23 protein-coding genes and 2 tRNA genes are annotated in these 18,614 nt (G+C 53.0%); 5 read left to right on the top strand and 20 right to left on the bottom strand.

Translation table 11 applies throughout. The annotated features are described in order from the left end of the window. Positions 1-3: 3 nt before the first annotated feature. The 9 genes from AArcSt2_RS13095 to AArcSt2_RS13135 form a co-directional block, all read right to left on the bottom strand. The gene (locus AArcSt2_RS13095; RefSeq protein WP_174654092.1) at positions 4-402 is read right to left on the bottom strand and encodes a 30S ribosomal protein S9; all 399 of its coding nucleotides are present in this window, start codon (positions 400-402) and stop codon (positions 4-6) included. Next, positions 396-833: a 50S ribosomal protein L13 gene (locus tag AArcSt2_RS13100; RefSeq protein WP_174654091.1), complete on the bottom strand. Its 438-nt coding sequence runs from the start codon at positions 831-833 to the stop codon at positions 396-398. The genes AArcSt2_RS13095 and AArcSt2_RS13100 overlap by 7 nt, the downstream gene beginning before the upstream one ends. Beyond that, the gene (locus AArcSt2_RS13105) at positions 830-1,186 is read right to left on the bottom strand and encodes a 50S ribosomal protein L18e (RefSeq protein WP_174654090.1); all 357 of its coding nucleotides are present in this window, start codon (positions 1,184-1,186) and stop codon (positions 830-832) included. Before AArcSt2_RS13105 ends, AArcSt2_RS13100 begins: the two co-directional genes overlap by 4 nt. Positions 1,187-1,216: 30 nt before the next feature. Continuing rightward, positions 1,217-1,301: transfer RNA gene (locus AArcSt2_RS13110), tRNA-Leu, on the bottom strand. 176 nt (positions 1,302-1,477) lie between these two features. Then, positions 1,478-2,227 carry a DNA-directed RNA polymerase subunit D gene (locus AArcSt2_RS13115; RefSeq protein ID WP_250585258.1) on the bottom strand — a complete coding sequence of 250 codons (750 nt, stop codon included), beginning with the start codon at positions 2,225-2,227 and terminating at the stop codon, positions 1,478-1,480. A 6-nt stretch (positions 2,228-2,233) separates the two neighbouring features. Further along, positions 2,234-2,623: a 30S ribosomal protein S11 gene (locus AArcSt2_RS13120; RefSeq protein WP_174654088.1), complete on the bottom strand. Its 390-nt coding sequence runs from the start codon at positions 2,621-2,623 to the stop codon at positions 2,234-2,236. A 6-nt stretch (positions 2,624-2,629) separates the two neighbouring features. After that, positions 2,630-3,157, bottom strand: a complete 528-nt coding sequence (locus AArcSt2_RS13125; RefSeq protein ID WP_174654087.1) for a 30S ribosomal protein S4 — start codon at positions 3,155-3,157, stop codon at positions 2,630-2,632. Beyond that, positions 3,154-3,666, bottom strand: coding sequence for a 30S ribosomal protein S13 (locus AArcSt2_RS13130; RefSeq protein ID WP_250585260.1), 513 nt, complete (start codon positions 3,664-3,666; stop codon positions 3,154-3,156). Before AArcSt2_RS13130 ends, AArcSt2_RS13125 begins: the two co-directional genes overlap by 4 nt. A gap of 21 nt (positions 3,667-3,687) precedes the next feature. Then, positions 3,688-3,772 (bottom strand) — tRNA-Ser (locus AArcSt2_RS13135). A 421-nt stretch (positions 3,773-4,193) separates the two neighbouring features. Between AArcSt2_RS13135 and AArcSt2_RS13140 the strand changes: the two genes are divergently transcribed. After that, positions 4,194-4,637, top strand: a complete 444-nt coding sequence (locus AArcSt2_RS13140; RefSeq protein WP_174654085.1) for an acyl-CoA thioesterase — start codon at positions 4,194-4,196, stop codon at positions 4,635-4,637. A 92-nt stretch (positions 4,638-4,729) separates the two neighbouring features. On the opposite strand, the gene rpl12p is transcribed toward AArcSt2_RS13140, so the two are convergent. From rpl12p to AArcSt2_RS13165, 5 genes are all read right to left on the bottom strand, one after another. Further along, positions 4,730-5,062, bottom strand: coding sequence for a 50S ribosomal protein P1 (gene rpl12p / locus AArcSt2_RS13145; RefSeq protein ID WP_174654084.1), 333 nt, complete (start codon positions 5,060-5,062; stop codon positions 4,730-4,732). A gap of 24 nt (positions 5,063-5,086) precedes the next feature. Next, entirely contained in the window at positions 5,087-6,130 is a 1,044-nt protein-coding gene (locus AArcSt2_RS13150) for a 50S ribosomal protein L10 (RefSeq protein WP_174654083.1), read from the bottom strand. Further along, positions 6,130-6,768: a 50S ribosomal protein L1 gene (locus AArcSt2_RS13155; RefSeq protein ID WP_174654082.1), complete on the bottom strand. Its 639-nt coding sequence runs from the start codon at positions 6,766-6,768 to the stop codon at positions 6,130-6,132. The genes AArcSt2_RS13150 and AArcSt2_RS13155 overlap by 1 nt, the downstream gene beginning before the upstream one ends. A 225-nt stretch (positions 6,769-6,993) precedes the next feature. Beyond that, positions 6,994-7,467, bottom strand: coding sequence for a 50S ribosomal protein L11 (locus AArcSt2_RS13160; protein WP_174654081.1), 474 nt, complete (start codon positions 7,465-7,467; stop codon positions 6,994-6,996). 103 nt (positions 7,468-7,570) lie between these two features. Beyond that, positions 7,571-8,635, bottom strand: a complete 1,065-nt coding sequence (locus AArcSt2_RS13165; RefSeq protein WP_250585261.1) for a M20/M25/M40 family metallo-hydrolase — start codon at positions 8,633-8,635, stop codon at positions 7,571-7,573. A 119-nt stretch (positions 8,636-8,754) separates the two neighbouring features. Between AArcSt2_RS13165 and AArcSt2_RS13170 the strand changes: the two genes are divergently transcribed. Beyond that, on the top strand, positions 8,755-9,051 hold the full coding sequence (locus tag AArcSt2_RS13170) for a hypothetical protein (protein ID WP_250585263.1): 297 nt from the start codon (positions 8,755-8,757) through the stop codon (positions 9,049-9,051). Between the two features lie 63 nt (positions 9,052-9,114). Beyond that, the gene (locus AArcSt2_RS13175) at positions 9,115-10,068 is read left to right on the top strand and encodes a zinc-dependent metalloprotease (protein ID WP_250585265.1); all 954 of its coding nucleotides are present in this window, start codon (positions 9,115-9,117) and stop codon (positions 10,066-10,068) included. An 18-nt stretch (positions 10,069-10,086) separates the two neighbouring features. Here the strand turns inward: AArcSt2_RS13175 and AArcSt2_RS13180 are convergent, their stop codons facing one another. The 4 genes from AArcSt2_RS13180 to AArcSt2_RS13195 all read right to left on the bottom strand — a co-directional run bounded on the left by AArcSt2_RS13180 (position 10,087) and on the right by AArcSt2_RS13195 (position 11,743). Next, entirely contained in the window at positions 10,087-10,308 is a 222-nt protein-coding gene (locus AArcSt2_RS13180; RefSeq protein WP_250585267.1) for a hypothetical protein, read from the bottom strand. Next, the gene (locus AArcSt2_RS13185) at positions 10,308-10,721 is read right to left on the bottom strand and encodes a nuclear transport factor 2 family protein (protein ID WP_250585269.1); all 414 of its coding nucleotides are present in this window, start codon (positions 10,719-10,721) and stop codon (positions 10,308-10,310) included. The genes AArcSt2_RS13180 and AArcSt2_RS13185 overlap by 1 nt, the downstream gene beginning before the upstream one ends. A gap of 63 nt (positions 10,722-10,784) precedes the next feature. Next, a complete protein-coding gene (locus AArcSt2_RS13190; protein WP_174654075.1) occupies positions 10,785-11,336 on the bottom strand; it encodes a hypothetical protein in 552 nt (183 codons plus the stop codon). A 53-nt stretch (positions 11,337-11,389) separates the two neighbouring features. Continuing rightward, positions 11,390-11,743 (bottom strand): hypothetical protein, encoded by a 354-nt coding sequence (locus AArcSt2_RS13195; protein ID WP_174654074.1) that lies wholly within the window; start codon positions 11,741-11,743, stop codon positions 11,390-11,392. A gap of 110 nt (positions 11,744-11,853) precedes the next feature. On the opposite strand from AArcSt2_RS13195, the gene AArcSt2_RS13200 reads away from it, so the two are divergent. Both AArcSt2_RS13200 and AArcSt2_RS13205 read left to right on the top strand, forming a co-directional pair. Next, positions 11,854-14,547, top strand: a complete 2,694-nt coding sequence (locus tag AArcSt2_RS13200) for an ATP-dependent helicase (protein ID WP_250585271.1) — start codon at positions 11,854-11,856, stop codon at positions 14,545-14,547. A 57-nt stretch (positions 14,548-14,604) separates the two neighbouring features. Further along, positions 14,605-15,102, top strand: coding sequence for a DUF6789 family protein (locus AArcSt2_RS13205; RefSeq protein WP_174654072.1), 498 nt, complete (start codon positions 14,605-14,607; stop codon positions 15,100-15,102). Here AArcSt2_RS13205 and AArcSt2_RS13210 read toward each other — a convergent pair. Continuing rightward, on the bottom strand, positions 15,090-15,773 hold the full coding sequence (locus tag AArcSt2_RS13210; RefSeq protein ID WP_250585273.1) for a VOC family protein: 684 nt from the start codon (positions 15,771-15,773) through the stop codon (positions 15,090-15,092). The genes AArcSt2_RS13205 and AArcSt2_RS13210 overlap by 13 nt on opposite strands. 57 nt (positions 15,774-15,830) lie before the next feature. Beyond that, positions 15,831-18,587, bottom strand: a complete 2,757-nt coding sequence (locus AArcSt2_RS13215) for an ATP-dependent helicase (RefSeq protein WP_250585275.1) — start codon at positions 18,585-18,587, stop codon at positions 15,831-15,833. Positions 18,588-18,614 lie beyond the last annotated feature (27 nt).

Below are 18,614 nucleotides of genomic sequence, written 5' to 3' on the forward strand. Positions count from 1 at the left end.
ACCTTAGCGGTAGGATTTCTGGTAGCGTGCACGTGCGCCTGGCCCGCCCCACTTCTTTGGCTCGGACTGTCGAACATCGTTGACAAGCAACGACCGATCAAAGTCCATGTATGCCTCACGAAGTTCAGCGTCTTTCAGGTGCTCGACCAATCCACGAGCAATGGCAGTTCTGACAGCGTCTGCCTGTCCAGAAAAGCCACCACCGTTGACGGTGACGTCGATATCGACTTGATCTCGAAGATCGTCACCAGCAATGCGGAACGGCTCCAGCATCTTGAGGCGTGAAAGCTCCGGTTCGACCAGCTCAACTGGCTGGGAGTTGATACGTACACGGCCCTCGCCCTCGCGAACCGTTGCGCGGGCGACAGCAGTCTTCTTTTTACCACTTGTGTTTGTTACCATGTGACTTTCGCACCCAGTTGCTCGGAAATCTCTTCGAGAGATGTGAATTTGATGTTTGAGAGTCGATCCAGTGAAGTTCCGTCGAGGATCTCACCATCTTCGTCGTATGGATTTCCAACGTAGACACGGACGTTCGAGAACGCCTCGCGGCCTTTGTCAGTTTTATATGGCACCATTCCACGAATTGCACGTTTGAAGATTCGGTCTGGGCGTTTTGGATAGTACGGACCTCGGTCTGAACCAAGCTCTGCACGCTTCCGATAGGTTGCCATCGTGTCGCGTTCATTACCGGTAATGACTGCTTTCTCGGCGTTGACGACTGCAACGGTTTCGCCTGCAAGCGCTTTCTGTGCGACTTCGCTTGCAACACGACCAAGGATACAGTCACGTGCGTCGACGATTACATCTGCGTCAAACTCTGCGAGACTCATCGAATCACCCGGACGTTCGATCCTTCTGGGTTCTGTTCAGTAAGCTGTTCTAGCGTCACTGCATCGCCGACTTGCTCGATCTTCTTTCGAGCTGTCGAAGAAAAGTCAACTGCTGCGACCGTCACATTCTTTTGAAGCACACCGCTGCCCAGAACCTTACCTGGGACAATGACGGTTTCATCTTCCTGTGCGTACCGCTCGATACGACCAAGATTGACTTCCGCGTGGGTACGCCGTGGCTTTTCGAGACGGTCTGCGACAGCTGCCCATACAGGAGCATCTGACTCGCTTGAAACCGTCTTCAAGTCGGCAATGAGACGCTGTAGTCTCGGATTCGTCTTGTTGCTACTCATGGTCTTGTAACCTCCTGAGAGAAAACGGAGTGCAGGGAGCAGGATTTGAACCTGCGGACCCCTATGGGACAGCGCCCTGAACGCTGCGCCGTTGGCCAGACTTGGCTATCCCTGCACGCACTCCGTGATACCGCTCGCCCCGTAAAACCACTTTCGATCCGACCGTTTATATCACTGGTTGATGATGGCCGTGCCACAGCCGACAGTGAGCGATCGCTCTCAGGAAGCTCGCTCAGGTGCCGTTGTGGTGTGATGATCGAATGGGGCATTATTTCTGTTAGTGTTGTGGTGTTAGACTGCGACTGCGTTTTTCAGTTCGTCCGCTCTATCGCCGATCGTTTCGGCGGCGCGGTCGACCAATTCCTCAACTGAGAACGAGCCATCCGTCTCCACATGGAAGACGAACGCACCGGGAACATCGGTCACCGAAAGCTCCTTTCCAGGATACAGTTTGGTGAGGTCGTGATCAAACTCGCTTGATGCAATTAGCTCACCATCTTCGGTTTCAATAACTCCACGGAGAATCTGTGGCTCCTCGTCATCGAATTCGCCAAGGTCACCGTCGACCTCGACTTTTTGTAGGTGTCGATAGCCAACTGCAACTCCACCTTGGTGCTTTGCGTGGTCTTTTCCACGGTCAAGCACTGCATCTGCCTCGAACTCAAGCCGTTGGCCGGAGTTGAGTTTGATGATTGGGATGTTCTTGTCAGCTACTTCGACACCAGGCTCCGAGGTGACGATGTCACCCGAGTATGCGGTTGCCGGTCCCTCGACATCGAGTGCGACCGTAACCGTGTCGCCCAGTTCGAAATCATCCAACGGTGTTGTCAACGGAATAAGGCCCAATCGAAGGGCGATCATTTCGTCGAACATCACCGAGGAGTTCTCGACGAATCGAACCGTATCGATCGAAAGTGTTGGCACATCTGCGACCATCGCACGGCGAATACCGTTTGCGAACGCAGGCGTTAGGCCACGCACGAGGAATCGTGCGTTTCGATCTGTCCGTTCGATGAACTCGACGTCGAATTCGGTTGTCATGGTTCGTTAGACTCGCTTGTTTTTTGGTGCGCGTGTTCCGTCGTGTGGAACCGGTGTGACGTCCTCAATACGACCAATCTCAATGCCTGCACGGGCAAGCGCTCGGATTGTGGCCTGTGCGCCGGGTCCTGGAGATTTGTTACCATTTCCACCAGGGCCTCGGACGCGAACGTGGAGTCCACTGAGACCGGCTGCTTTGACTTGTTCGGCCACCGTTTCAGCCATCTGCATAGCTGCGTACGGGGACGCTTCGTCTCGGTTCTGCTTCACCACAGATCCACCGGAGGACTTGACGATTGTCTCTGCACCGGTCTGATCAGTAATTGTGATGAGCGTGTTGTTGAACGACGCGTACACGTGGGCAATTCCCCACTTTTGTTCAGCTGATTCACTCATAGGTAGTTACTCCTGTGCCTCTGCACGCATTGGATGGAGATCATCTGCAAGCGCGCTGTTTCCGTCGAATGTGATGGTGTTCTCTTCGTCGACCTCAAGTTTCCGCGATGGGGTTCGTGCACGTGCACCGTTGACCGTCACGTGACCGTGAACGATGAACTGTCGTGCCTGCTTTGGTGTTGATGCCAACCCTTTGCGGTATGCGATCGTCTGAAGACGACGCTCAAGAAGATCGGTCACATCAAGCGACAGCACGTCGTTGATCTCGTCGTTCTCGTTGAGAATGCCGTAGCGACGGAGTCGTGAAAGGAACGCTGCACCCTCTTCGGCTGCAAGCTGGATGTCTCCCTGTGCGCTACCGATGAGACGACGTGCCTCACGGCGCATACTACGGAGTTCAGACTGTGCACGCCAAAGCTCTTCTTTGTTTTTGAGACCGTAGCGGCTGAGGAGATCGTGCTCCTCTGCGATACGTGCACCCTGGAATGGGTGGTTTGGCGTCTCGTAGTTTTTGGTGTTCTTTCCGGTCGTCATTCGTCGTCACCACCCTCTGCATCTTCGCGGATCTTTTCGACGTTGACACCGATCGTCCCCTCGGTACGACCCGTGGACTTTGTTCGCTGTCCTCGGACCTTCTGTCCGCGCTGGTGGCGGACGCCTCTGTAGGAGTTGATCATCTGCATTCGGTTGATGTCTTGCGTACGTTGCTGGTTGAGATCGGAGCCAACGATATGCTCGTTTTCTCCGGAGTAGAAGTCTTTCTGTCGGTTGACCATCCACTCCGGGACGTGCTCGGCAAAGTTCTCGACAACGTCAACGACTGATTCGATTTCGTCGTCTTCGAGAAGGCCGAACGTCGCGTTTCTGTCGACACCGGCGGTGTCGGCAATAATCCGTGCCGTCCGCTGGCCGATCCCGTTCATGTCCGTGAGACTGCGCTCTACCGTCTTCGTACCGTCAAGGTCAGTCTGACCAATTCGGACGAAGTAACGGAGGTTCTCTTCCTCCTCCGGCGAGCCGTCTTGTGGTTCTTCTGCACTCATGGCTAAGTTATGATGAGCGAGCGTTGCGGCGGGGATTCGAACCCCGGGGGCATTACGCCACTGAGTTAGCAACCCAGCGCCTTGGGCCAGGCTTGGCTACCGCAACACGCGGTTATTATCGTCGCCCTTTCGGACTCGGGACCCGGTATCCCTACAGTATCTACATTCGGAGGGACTCGTCTGCGTTACTTAAACATCACGGAACAGAGTTGATCTGTGAGCGATTCACACGACACTGCGTACCGTATCTATCGACTCAAATAGGTCAAATCACGGCTAAGGTCATATCCTTTGGGTACCCCTACGATCGACAGACACTCGTGGCAAAGTGGTTTGACGATGGCGACTCCTTTTTCGATTGCAACGGCATCCGAAAGCGGGATGAATTCCTCGCATCTGCTGCACTCAATATGATTGTCGTCGGTTATCTCCACATTCGCACAAAGAGGAGACGACTCATATAAACGTTTCAATTGCACTACCACTTTGTGTATTATACTTTTGTCCTGCACTCTCGTTGACTGGGTATGACCACGGTAAGTGCAACATATATTGAGAACCGTCAACGAGTCCAACCTGACGATACGAACAACTATGGCTCCGCACATGGTGGCAACGTCGTCAAATGGATGGACGAAGTTGGCGCAATGTCTGCAATGCGACATGCGGGTGAAACATGCGTTACCGCACGCATTAACCAGCTGAATTTTGAGCAGCCAGTCCCACAAGGCGAGATTTGTGTAATCGAGTCATACGTATACGCGGTTGGAAAGACAAGTCTTCGTGTGCGTGTCCGTGCATACAGAGAAGATCCCCGAAGTGGAGAAAAAAGCCAAACAACCGATTCGTTTTTCGTGTTCGTTTCGATCGACAAAAACGGTACTCCTACAACCGTTCCATCGCTTGACGCGCCTACCGATCGATGCCAAGCGCTTAGAGATGCGGCACTTGAGAGCGAACCTGATAGCTGAGGGCTGCGACTGCGCTATTGCTCAGCGTCTAAATAAATGAGAAATCTGAGATATGACGATCGAGTTCGAGCTATGTCGTCGAGTAGACGAACTTAGCCGAAGAGTGAGCCGAGACCCTCACCGCTTGCGTCTTCGTCTTCCTCTTCTTCATCGTCGTCATCTGCATCGTCAGCTGCGTCTGCTTCTTCAGCATCGTCAGCATCGTCATCACTACCTGCTGCGGCTGGTGCGGCACCTGCTGCAGGAACTGCTGCTGCAGTTTCGATTGCCTCTTCGATGTCAACATCCTCGAGTGCTGCGACAAGCGCTTTGACACGGGACTCCTCAACATCGACACCTGCTGCCTCAAGGACTGCGGTGATGTTGTCTTCGTTGATCTCTTCGTCTGTCTCATTCAGGATGAGTGCTGCGTAAACGTATTCCATTGTTATATCTCCAAGTTGTGTTTGTTATCCGAACATTGCGCCGAGGCCGTCCGCGCCGTCGTCATCATCGTCTTCGTCTTCGTCGTCGGCTTCTTCGGCTGACGCATCGTCGTCATCTTCGTCAGGCTGTGCTTCTTCGGATGCATCTGCCGCTGGTGCTGCTGGTGCTTCGACACCCTGCAGTTCCTCAGGCAATGCTTCCTCGTCGTCGATCAGTGCAGCAAGTGCACGAAGCTGTGCATCTGCTTTGCCGATGAGGTCTGGAACGACGTCCGGACTCTCGATTGAAGCAAAGAGTGCAACGGCTTTTGCCTCGTTGGATGCTTTGGCGACGATGTCGCCTGCCGTGCGTGTCGTTGGGTAGACTGCATTGATCGAGACGTTTCGAGCGGCTGCCGCAGCAGACTGAATGTCTGCGCGGTACTCGTCGATGTCGATCGCAAGCTCGTCTGGCGAAAAGAGCACGCCTTCGGAGAATACACTCTTGAGGTCGAGACCGACTTCTTTCGGCTCAATGCCGAGTTCGCTCAAGACACCAGCAAGGTTTTCCGAGACGACCCCGCCCTCATCGAGAACGTGGCTGTCGGACATGACCTTGATGGAGCCATCTTGGATCCGTGCGTCCGCACCAACTTGCTGGAGCTCACCAACAAACGGACCTGGGTCGACACCAGTGTCCCCTTCCGGGATGACAATGTCGTTTGGTGCAACTTCGCCCGCGTTAATTGGGGCTGGGGTTTTCGACGCTTCGAGCTGTTTGAAAAGTCCGAATGGGTTATCATTAGTGCCAACGAGCGCAACCTGTCCTGCAATGAACTCGGTTAGCTGCTCGTAGCCGTCATTAACCTCTTCGAGTGCACGCGTAACGAGCGTGTTTCGGCTCATCCGAACTGCCGCACTGCCGTGCAGCTCTCGTCGCATAGACTGAAGCTGTCGGCTTGGGATGCCGGTAACACCGACAATTCCGACCGATTCGTATCCTGAGATGAAGTCAACAAGTTCGTCAACTTCGTCTTGTTTCCATTGTGGGATCGTTTCGGTCTTTCGGACGGATTCGCTCTGGCTCATTAGGCGTTCACCTCAACTGCTGGCCCCATCGTTGTTTTGACAAAGATGGTGTCAATATTGAGTGGTCCTTTTTCGAGGTCTGCCTCAAGACGGCGGATGATAACATCCACGTTGTCCGCAATGTCTTCGGCTGACATATCGTCAGCACCGACGCGGGTGTGGAAGGTCCTGCGGTCGCGTGAGCGAACCTGGACCGTGTTTTTCATCCGGTTGACCGTCTCGACGACATCGTCGTCGGGCTGCAGTGGTGTCGGCATCTTTCCTCGTGGACCGAGTACGGTTCCGAGGAAGCGACCGATGTCCTGCATCAGTGGGGCTTCTGCGACGAAAAAGTCTGTTTCGTCGGCAAGGTCTTTTGCGGCATCGGTATCGTCACCAAGCTCTTCAATATCATCAGAAGAGAGAACTTGATCGGCGACGTCTTCGGATCGAAGGGCGGTCTCACCCTCCGCAAAGACGACGATCTTGGTGTCTTGTCCGGTGCCAGACGGGAGCACGATGCTCTCGTCTACACGATTCGACGGATCGTTAAGGTCTAGATCACGCAGGTTGATTGCGAGGTCCACGGTTTCGCGGAAATTCCGCTGTGGGGCCTCATCAAGTGCGCGAGAGACTGCTTGTACTATATCGTCTGCCATTATTCACCTCCGTAGTACGCGTAGGAGCTTCTACGGGTCAGTGAAACAGGGGCTAGCCTGCCTCATCGGAAAGTGGCCTATGATGGACTTAAAACCGTCGAAGCATCCTTTCCCACGAGAAGCCTTGTAACGCGTGTCTATGACTAACACGCTTGTGTTAACAGATTCTGCTGAGACATTGCTTCTGCTCAAAATGGTTGTATTTGAAAGTGAAACGAAGTGGAACTACGCGAGGACGTCGTCGTACTCGCCGGAATCGACGCGCTGTTTGAACGTCCGTGCGTTTTCGCCTTCGATCGTTACACCGAGTGTCATGCAGGTTCCGCCAACCTCTTTTGCGGCGTTTTTCACGTCGTATGAGAGAAGGTCTGAGGATTTCTGCTCGGCAATCTTTTTCACCTGTTCGACTGAGAGGTCAGCGACAAACTTCTCGTGTGGCTCACCGCTGCCAGATTCGAACCCTGCCTCGTCTTTGATAAGCTCAGACGTTGGCGGGACACCGACTTCGATCGAGAATGATCCGTCATCCTCGTATTCGACGGTGACTGGGACTTCCATCCCATCGAACGCTGCGGTTTGATCGTTGATCTCTTGTACGACGGACTGTACGTCCACTGGGGTCGGGCCGAGTTCCGGACCGAGCGGTGGGCCTGGGTTGGCCTTCCCACCAGGGACGAGGACTTCAATAGTTCCAGCCATACCGTAACGCAATCTCCGACGAGTTTTAACGGTTTTTCTTTGCGCCTCAGTGCGTGGACGGTTGCCACAGCGATCCTCTGCTGTGGTTTGGCGTTTCTAGCAGTTAGATCTCAACCGCAAATGATCTGACCGACCCAGCCTGCTCCGCGATCGAGCCAAGCAGCGCGGCAACGGAATCAAGATCTGTGATATCAATCACTTCAACCGGGGTATGCATGTAGCGGTTTGGGATACCGATGTTGAGCGACGGAATACCGCTCCTGCTTGTATAAAAGCCATCTGCATCGGTTCCGGTTCGAATACCTGCAGCTTGGAGCTGGATCTCAATTTTGGCATTCTCTGCAGCCGCTCGTGCGAGCTTGACAACGTTTGGGTGGTTTGCGCTTCCACGCCCGACAACAGGTCCGTCACCAAGTGTCACCGGCCCTTTGTGTTTGCTTGCGACGTCTGGATTGTCTGTGGCGTGAGTGACGTCGATCGCAATTGCCGCATCCGGATTGAGATCGAAACCAACCATCTTTGCACCCTGTACTCCCACTTCTTCTTGGACGGTACTCACTGCGTAGATCGTTGCGTTGACATCGTTTTCAACGGCGTGTCGAAGCCCTTCTGCAGCGCTCCACGTCCCGACACGATTATCCATTCCACGTGCGGAAAGTCGGTTCCCATGTAGTTCGTACAGTTCTGTAGAGAAGGTGATCGGGTCACCAACCTCAACGAGTTCGGTAGCCTCTTCGTCATCTGCGGCACCAACATCGACGAACTGTTCTTCGATTTTTTCGTACTCTTCGCTCCCTGGTTCACGGAGGTGAATCGCGGTCTGCCCGATGACTCCTTGAACAGGGCCAGTCTCAGTATGAACCGTTACATGCTGTCCCTTCGAGACAGTGTGATCGGAGCCACCAATCATCCCAATTCGAAGGAAACCATCTTCGAGAATATCTCGGACAATAAACCCGATTTCGTCTGCGTGCCCCGAAAAGGCGATTTCGGGTGCATCAGGTTCGCCTTCATGAACTGCAACTGCGTTTCCATATGCATCAGTGTAGATATCATCAGCAAACTGGCTCACATACTCGACCCAGACACGTTGGCCGGCAGTTTCAAACCCTGAGGGACTTGGTGTCGTTAACAACGTTTCAAGAAACTCTCTGCTCTCCGTCTCCATATGTCGCGGGTTTCGTGGCTGGTGTATGAACACACCGGTTTCGATCGGACGCTGCTGGAGGCCATAGGTATCAGTGAATCACCAAAATGGCTAAGCAGTCAGTTGCCGAAACATGTAGTATGGGAGATATTACACTCTTTGAGGTCCACCTTGACGGTGGGCGTCTTCAATTTGGTCCAGAGCGCATTGGTGAGTTACTTTCGGATGTAAGAGGAGATGCTGCGGAAGGCTCCACTGACGAGGCTACACCTACTGAGACTGAAGAGGAGACGACGCTTGCAGACAAAACAGCTGAAACTGGGCCGAATATGGCGGTTGCAGTTGTGCTCGTTGTTCTTTTTGCGGCGATCGCGATTGCGGCGATGAAATTCCGTAGCAAACCTGCGTCTGAGCTTGAAGCGTTAGATTCCAGTTAATCGTGCGGTGCGGTACGCTACGGCGACACAAGGACTTTGAGTTGTCGTAACGAAACTACACGTATGGATTTGTATCGCAGCGTCCGAGCAGTCGCAGACGCAAGCGGAAACGGCGTTGTTGATTGGGACGCCGTTGGTGCCTCTGCAAAAGCAGCGACTGAACCGGGCGATCTCACCCTTACTCCTGATGAGGAAGCAGGCTATGCAGACGACGTTCGTGACGCCCGCGATCGTCTTCGGCTTGTTGGCGACGTCAAGTTTGAGCTCCCAGACGCAATTGAAGTACAGAACCGCCACCACTGGATCAATGCAAACATTGCAACTTTCCGGCGAGTGATGGAGCCGATCGAAGCGGAAACACAGTCGCTCTTTCCTGATGTTGCACGGACTGTCAATACCGGAACAATGGCGTTCACCCTGAGTTACCTCTCTCGAAACGTGTTGGGGCAGTATGATCCGTTGTTGTTGGCAGATTCAGACGACCATGGCCTCTATTTTGTCCGCCCAAACATCCTTCGCGTTGCAGACGAACTTCGCGTCCCATATCCGAGGTTCCGGCGGTGGATTGCCTTTCATGAGGTTGCTCACGCCGCGGAGTTTGGTGCGGCACCGTGGCTTCCAGATTATCTTGAAGACCGCATGCATGAGGCAGTAAGTGGAATTAGTAGCGGCTCGATCGATCGCGCATCATTCAAAGAGTTGAACGTGGCGATGACTGCTGTTGAAGGGTATGCGGAACTGCTTATGGACCGTGCGTTTGACGAGGATTATACTGATCTCCGCCGAAAGCTCGATGCGCGTAGACAGGGTGGTGGACCAGTCGCTCGTATTATGCGTCGCCTCCTTGGATTGGGCATGAAGCGTCGTCAGTATGAACGAGGTGCACGATTCTTTGCAGCGGTTGCCGATGAGCGTGGCGTCGCAGCAGCAAGTGCGGTTTGGGAACGACCAGAGAACCTTCCAACAGATGCTGAACTCGATCGTCCACAGCTATGGATTAACCGGGTACATCCATAATACGTACACCGTGACGGTTCAGACGCGTCGGTAAAACGTTCGCATATTTCGAAGGACAAACCAGAGAAGAACGGCTCCAAAAACCACACCGCCAATAAAAATAACGGCCAGTTGTTGTAGAGTCGGATCAACCTGAAGGGCCATTAGTACGGCTGAGAATGCAACCAGCAGAATAAATCCGATTTTGAGTCGCTTGTTCGCAATATTTCGCTCTTCCTCAGTGATGCTTGGCCCAACCATTACAACTCACCAAACAGGTCGTCTTCAACCGAATCAGTCCCGACAGCGACAGACACGTGAATGCTCACAAACCGCCACGAATCAGTTTGTGATCGGTATTCAAGCGTTCCAGTCCATCGGGTATCATACTCATATGTGTTCAGTTTTCTCTCATCGCGCCACTCCATTCGAACGGTATCGGAGAACCACGCAAACGACTCTCGCTCGGTAACTCGGAGCGATTGGCTATCAACAGTCCACGCACTTGTTCGATCGGTTTGGTCTCTGAGACCGCGTGCAATATCAGCAAAGCCGTATAGCTCTTCACCCACGCCAATCTTCACTGCCCCGGGCTCTTCACAAAAAAATGCCGCGAGCGAGTCTCCCGTTCGAAGCGCCTCATAATAGGCTTCGATCGTCGATTCCGCGTTCATATATAATGCTGTATGAGCGGCGGCTTGAAGCTACATGATTCGGAACGGAGAATAACACACACCTTACTGGAATCCGCGATCGATTCCATCATCCTCTATGAGATCGTCCAACTCGGATGTGAGGAGCTTTTCTGCGTCTTCAAATGTATCTGAGAGCGAATTAAGTCGATCCGGTCGATCGGCAATGTCGAACTCCATTGGTCCGTATGCTGGACTTTCGATCGCATCCATTACGTCGGTGAAAAAGTCGTCACCGGTTGTCGGTGCATCAGCGTGGACTTTGATGGTTTCTTCCAGCCGTTTCGCCATCGACTGTGCTTTATTTTTGTCTTCAATCGGCTTTCGGACGGCGAATCGACCATCATCGTCGCGTGATGGAAACAGTGGATCCAACTCGTCGTCAATCCGTCGCGCCACCTGTGCCCCGATGCCTTTGACGTCATACGGATTTCTTGCGTATGTTTTGAGTTGATAGACGCCCACGCGTGGGTGGCCGATGTACATGTCTTCACCAACACCGTTACGTCGTTGTCCGGCGATCGCCCGCCAGCCATCGGGATCAACCGAACGCTCTGTAACGTCTTCGAGAATATCTTTCCACTCTCTGACGCGCATGAGATAGATATAGGGAGAACAGTCGTATGAGGATGTCGGTGCAGGATATGAAGTTACGTTTTCAAAAACAGTTCGCGTGTCAACAGCGCTCCGCCACCGAGAATCAGAACGTATGTGAGCGTTCCGTCAGTCCCTGTGATCACATCAGAAAGCCCCCAGAATACAACTCCGGCGTAGAGTGCGATACGGAATGGTCTGGAGTTAATTTTGTCATAGAAGACCCCATAAAACACCAATACCGCAATGTAAAGATTGACTGCGATACTAAGCATTGTGTCAAGTGTAAGCCCGTCCGTCTGAACCAGTGCAAATGCTCCAAGGAAAGAGAATGCAACAAGCAAGACGACAATTCCACGAATTACCGTCTGTACATGGTTTGGAAGGTCTTCGTCGTTCGGATCTGCCATATCTACACTGGGTATGTTGGGTATTTTGTTCCTCCGTTATTCGATCGAGCCAAGACCGTGCGGCATCTACAGCGGTAGCGTTTTTGTGTGTCGCTATCTGAGTGTTGACAGTGACTGCGACCCTCCGCGGCTCGATTGTCTCGATCGACGGCCCAAAGACTGTCCAAACAACGTACGGTGAGCGCGAGCTTGCGGAGTTTACACTCCGTGTTGGCGATCGCCATACCGGTGCAGCAGCACCATACGATGAACCGATTAGCGTTGCTGGGCTCACGACAGTAACAGTTTGGGGAAAATGGACCGAAACTGCACAGTACGCTACCGAGGGGATGGAACTTCTCCTCACCGACCCCGCAGAAGATACATTTCAAGGCGAAACAACATACAGCACACAAAAATCCTCATACGTCGTGTTGGAGCCTGGCTTTTTGGTCAATGTGACGGATATCCGATCGTGGGTGCAGTGTCCACGAGAGTACTATCTCAACAAACTGTCCAGTATTCCACTAAAATACCCTGTTATTAAGGGAACGATCGTTCACGAGGTGTTTAGTGACCTGCTTCGTGGACGATCACTTGCGGAGTCGATCGATGACCGAGTTGAGGAGGCTGGGCTTGAGTTGGGGCTCCTCGGCTACGAGACCGATGAGGTCAAAAACGAGGTTCGGCGCAATGCGGCCTCGATCGAGGGCTGGCTCTCACAAGGAACCCTTACTGGTGAGGATGACTGGCGATCGGAGTACACCCTGATCAGCCCCACGTTCGGCCTCAAAGGGCGGGCAGATGCACTGCGACGAGGAATGCCGGTTGAACTCAAAACAGGGAAGAATACACGGCGAGAGCCTCGCTTCCACGATAAAATACAGGCAGCCTGCTATGGACTGATGCTCGAAGAGCGTGGGGTTCCAGTCAATACCGGTACCCTCCTGTACACAAAAAACACCGCGCTTGAACGGAATGAGGAGACCGGCGATCTCTCGCCGGCAAAAGAGTTCTCAATGGGACGTGGATTATTCGAGTACGTCGTTCGTTGCAGAAACCATTTGGCCGCACTTGAGGCACGCGGGGAGATCCCAACTGGATATGAGGCAGATGCAAAATGTGAGTACTGTTTCTCACAGGACGCTTGTATGGTTGTCTCCGGCCGGTTAGCACAGGAGTCAAAAGCGGGTGCGATCGGAACGCCCGTTCCCGAAGATGAGCAGGCGTATTTTGAGCGATTCTACAACGCGATCGAAGAAGAGAGACGGACCGTTCATACTGCCTATCGAAAGCTGTGGGAGCAGACCGCCACTGAACGCGCAGCCGAGGACCGGGCGCTCATCGATCTCTCATATGCGGGCCGTGAACCGATCGAAGAGAACCGCTGGCGGCTCACTGCACGAAATGAGTCAGGTGCGGTCTCAAAACTTCGTCCAGGTGATGTTGCACTCGCAAGTGATGGTGATCCGGTCACGGGCCATGCGGAACTGTGCCGAATCGAAGAAGTGGGTGACACGGTAGTGGTGACCACGGACGAGCCAGTGGCGTTCACACGACTCGACATCTACCCGTCAGAAATTTCGGTCGATCGGATGTTAGAAGCTGTCCATGATGCGATTCTCAAGGGCAGCACCGATCGGAAAGACGTCCTCTTTGGACGGCGCGACCCAGCCTTTGATGGCAACCATGAAACCTACATTGATAACAACGACGCACAGAACAAGGCAGTCAACATGGGGGTAACCGCCCAAGATTGTGTGCTTATTCACGGTCCACCCGGTACCGGAAAGACATACACAATTGCTCGGCTTGTCCGTGCGCTTGTCGATCGTGGCGATCGAGTGTTGGTCTCAGCGTTCACAAACAGGGCCGTTGATAATCTGCTTGAGGCGCTCCGATCGCAAGGATTCGAGGACATTGTTCGGATCGGCACTGCGTCAGGTGTTCGATCGGATATGCAAGATCTCCGGCTCTCGCGTCGAGGGAATCCGAACCAACAGGCTGCAACCCTTCGGGATGCGTCAGTGGTTGCAGCAACAACGACATCGTGTGGCTCTCGAATCTGTAAAGAGGAGTCGTTTGATGTGGCGCTCGTTGATGAAGCCTCCCAGTTAACCGAGCCTGCAACCCTTGCGGCGATCAATTTGGCCGATCGATTTGTCCTTGTCGGCGATCACGAACAGCTCCCACCCGTCGTTCGATCGGAGAACGAGCTCCAAACCTCGCTGTTTGAACGGTTGATCGAAACATATCCTGACGCATCGGTCCTTTTGGATCGACAGTACCGAATGCCCCAGCGGATACAAGCGTTCTCATCGAGCGAGTTTTATGATGGTAAACTCCGTCCGGCAAACGGGGCTGTTGCAGCACAGTCACTCGCTGATCTTGGCGTCTCATATGCGACGCTTCCTGAACAGTTCCGGGATCAAGTTGTTTTTATTGACCCAGACGGGACACGCCAAGGGAACGCTAATCCGATCGAAGCCGATCGAATCCAATCGATCGTTGAGCTGTATCTTGATGCGGGTGTTGAGCCAGCGGATATCGGTGTGATCGCACCGTTCCGTGCACAGGTTGCAGAGATCAGCAATCGAGTGGATGTGACCGTCGATACCGTCGATCGATTTCAGGGATCGAGCAAGGCAGTGATTATTGTCTCGTTTGTCGCAACCGGCTCGCTTGACGGCCCACTCTTTGAAGATTATCGACGGATCAACGTCGCATTGACACGGGCGAAGAAGTCGCTTGTGTTAGTTGGTGACGAAGACGCACTTCGATCGGACCCGTTCTACGATCGAATGTGTACGTGGGCAACCCGTTAGTTAATTCTAAACGATTAATAACTATGTTTTTTGCGGTGCTAGACGAACTATCGTATCATGTCTAGTGATACCGAACAACGAGTCGTAACGCCCTCACGGGAAATTGAAGAAACGAGCAGCGTTACGCTACGAGATATTATTGTTGCCGGTATTGCTGGTCTTATTGGAATGCTTGCAATGATGCCCCTGTTTGGCGTCGGATATCTGTTTGGTGTGATACAACTTGAAGCGTTTGCCGGGTTGGCGACGATTGTCGGGCTCGGTCCAAGCTTTCCAATCGGACTCGTGATTTTCATTGGTGGCGGTACGACAACGCTCCCGCTGTTGTTTATAACGCTTGGAAACTATCTCCCACCAGGAAAGAGCATTGCACTTCGTGGCATGACTTTTGCAACCATCATGTGGTGTGGCTTTCTCATTGCGTTCTACACCGGCCAAGCAGGACTCACACTTGTTGCATATCTTGGCCTCACACTGGTAGCTCACTGGGTCTATGGATTTATACTCGGATCTCTGACCAACAAATACGCAAGTATTGCAGTCTATGACCTCTGAGTGTGAGATGTTTTATTAATCGTATATGGATGTGTTGTTGATTCATATACCTCGCATTCTGTATTTTCAACCGCAACCTCTGTAGTGAGCGGACTAACACCCGCCGGCCGATCGGTTGGATACCAATCACGACCCGCAGGAACCACAACAAATCGACTATCGAAGTCACCCACCCACGCAAAAGTCTCAGTTGGTGACCCGATCGTGGAGAGTCCCACAGTGTCTACCAACCACGACTGAAGCGATGCTGTGTCGTGTGCTGGTAAGCCAACTTCGGTAACGCTATGAACGGTGTTTGGTCCGAGCGAATCCTGTTTCGGTGTATCCCGATCGTAGTGGAGACACTCTAAGATGTTTCCTTCGGGATCTTCAAAATACACTGCATCAGCCGAGAGAAACTCGAAGCGGATTGTTGACTCTCCCTCAACGCTGATGTGTTCACCACGATCAGTAAACCAATCATAAAGCTCGGTAACTGGAGTCTGCGATCGAAACGCGACGTGATACGGCGCTGTACGCTTGTCTGCATCGGTGAGTATCATCTCGGTGCTGCCAGCCGATACTATCGCTGCCCCATCAGAAAATAGAACATCCACATTGAGTGCATCATTGTACCACTCACCGAGCGCAACTGGATCATCCGACGGAAGGGTGAGCTGCGTGACGTTCATGACCCTGTATTAACGGTCTTGCGGTTAGTGTCTACGGAGTGCGGCGCGTGATTGGTGTCAGTCGTTGGTCGTTGCCTGCCCATCTTCGATCGAGTCAATAACCTGTTCATGGAACGCTTTCAACACTGCAGATTCATCTTCTGCAAGCACGACATCGCTCGCCATCAGTGTTGCCAGTCCAAATGCTCGTGGACTTGGCGATCGAACCTCGTGTGTCACAACCGCAATCTCGCCTCGATCGATCTGTGTGACAATCTCTGTAACAGCGGCAATATGGAGTTTGTCCTCCAGAATCTCACGATAGGTTTCCTCCATGACGGCAAATGAATCCAACTCTTGAGCAAACGAGAGCAACATCTCGCTGGATACCTGCTGTTGGGCTGCTGATTTCTCATACCCTTTGTACCGTTTCAGAATCATCAGTGATCGGGTCGCATTAATCCGAAAGTATCGTTGGAGAAGATCAGTGCCGTCGATCGCTGCTCGAAGATCCGCACCCACAGTATCAGGATCGATCGATCGGATCACATGCTCGATGTTGACTTTTCGGTTGAGTGGCATCTCTATCGAAAAGCCATTATCTGCAACGGCGACCTGCACATTTGCCGTTGCGTGCTGTGCGCAGTGATACGCAACGAGTCGCGAGAGCCCATCATTAAATCGTCGACCGTAGTTCGAGTGGACGTAGAACCGGCGGCGGTACGTCTCTCGGTCGAGTTCCTCTTCGATGACCAACCGTTCGGGCGTACTGACGCTTTCGTCGCCGAGATACTGGTGTTGCTCTGCAAACATTCGGGTAATAGAGCGAACGCTGTTCTCGTCGATCGGAAACTCCCGAAGCCACGTCCGAACTGCTGGCGAGCCGCCGTCGTCGTACCGATCGATCAGTTCGCCTTGGAACGAGACAATCTCACGGCCCATATCGTACGAGAGCGGCAACCGTTCGGAAAACCACGACGGAACGGTCGGTCGAGCACTCGTCCGATCGACATACACCTTCGAGCCACGACGGTATCGGAACTCGAAATGCTGCCCACCAAGAACGAATACATCGCCACGTTCGAGCGTGTCAAGATAGCCCTCATCGAGTGTCCCAGCCCAACTGTTGTCGCCGCGGGTGTACACATCGCATGTAAACGAATCAGGAATGGTTCCGATGTTCGTCATGTAGATGACGCGAGCAAGTCGTCCCCGTTTTCCGATCAGTGGCTCGCCAACATCGAACGCTGGATAGTGGTGCTCTCCATCCGGCCGATCGTTCGTGTCACGCCAGATTTTCGCGTAGACGTTTTTGTCTTCTAATCCCGGATACGATGCGGTGAGATAGCGCATGAGCTGTTCCCAGTCACGATCGCTACACGATCGATATGGATACGCTCGACAGAGCGTGTTCTTAATCGTCGATTCGCGTTTGACCCCGTTAATCGCCATTCCATACACCTGTTGGGCGGCAACGTCCGCTGCATTCTCGGGGACGAACACCCGATCAACAAAGCCTGAGGCTGCCTTTTGTAGCATAACTGCGCACTCGACCAGCTCGTCCCGATCGAGCGCAATGACACGCCCAGTGACAGTCTGACCAAGCTGGTGACCTGCCCGACCAACCCGCTGTAACAGCGAAGCAACGGATTTTGGGGAGCCGATTTGGACAACCAGATCAATATACGGCATATCAATGCCGAGTTCCAGGCTTGTCGAGGTCGTTACAACCGACAATGAGCCGTTTTTGAGGCCGTCCTCGATTTCTGTTCGTCGCTCTTTTGAGAGACTCCCGTGATGACAGCCGGAGTTTTCGTCCGTGTATCGATCCGGAAATCGCTCACGAAGCGTGTGTAGCACTCGCTCAGCGCCCGATCGAGTGTTCGTAAACACCAGTGTATTCGTATGCGTCTCAATCAGTTCGTCAAGCCGATCGTAGAAGCGGCCATGGACAATCTCCGATGGCGTATTAATGAGGTCGTCCGTTGGGCACTCTAACTTGATATCCAGTTCGCGAACAAACCGTGTATCAACAACCTCGTAGGGGCGTGGCTCACCGTCTGGCTCCGATCGGCCAACAAGATACTCTGCCACGGTTGTCAGCGGTTCAACGGTTGCAGAACAGCCGATGCGCGTTGGTGAGGTGTCTGCAAGCTCTTCTAACCGTTCAAGACTTACCGAGAGGTGTGTACCGCGTTTGTTTGCAGCAAGGCTGTGAATCTCATCAACAATCACGTACTCAACCGTTTTGAGCTTCTCTTTGAATTTCGGCGAATTAAGCAAAATTGCGAGCGTCTCTGGTGTTGTATTGAGGATATGTGGCGTCTCCGAGAGCATTCGTTGGCGCTCGCTGCTTTTTGTGTCGCCGTGACGGATCGCATGGCGGATCTCCGTCTCAATGCCTTGTTCTTCGAGTCGTTCGGTAATCCCTGTCAGCGGAACCGTCAGATTCCGATGGATATCGTTTGCAAGCGATTTCAGTGGCGAAATGTATAGACAGTACACCGAGTTTTCAAGCCCATCAGCAGAGGCTTGCTCTCGTCGAAAGAGATCGTTGATAATTGCTGCAAATGAGGAGAGCGTCTTTCCGCTCCCAGTTGGGGCACACACTAAGACGTTTTCTCGATCGTCGATATGCGGCACTGCACCACGCTGTGGTGGTGTGAAGAATCCGTCGTTCTGTGCGATATAAGCACCGAACTCGTCGATCCACCAGCGTTGGACAACAGGATCAAGCCGATCAAATTCAGCACAGTCTTCAAGTGCGACGGTTTCGGGATCGAAATCAAACGACTGCGTCTCATCCGCCGCACTCAACAGCTCACGTGGCCCCATACAAGTTAGTTGACCTATGGGTTACAG

Source organism: Natronocalculus amylovorans, from assembly GCF_023638035.1.
GTDB lineage: Archaea > Halobacteriota > Halobacteria > Halobacteriales > Haloferacaceae > Natronocalculus > Natronocalculus amylovorans.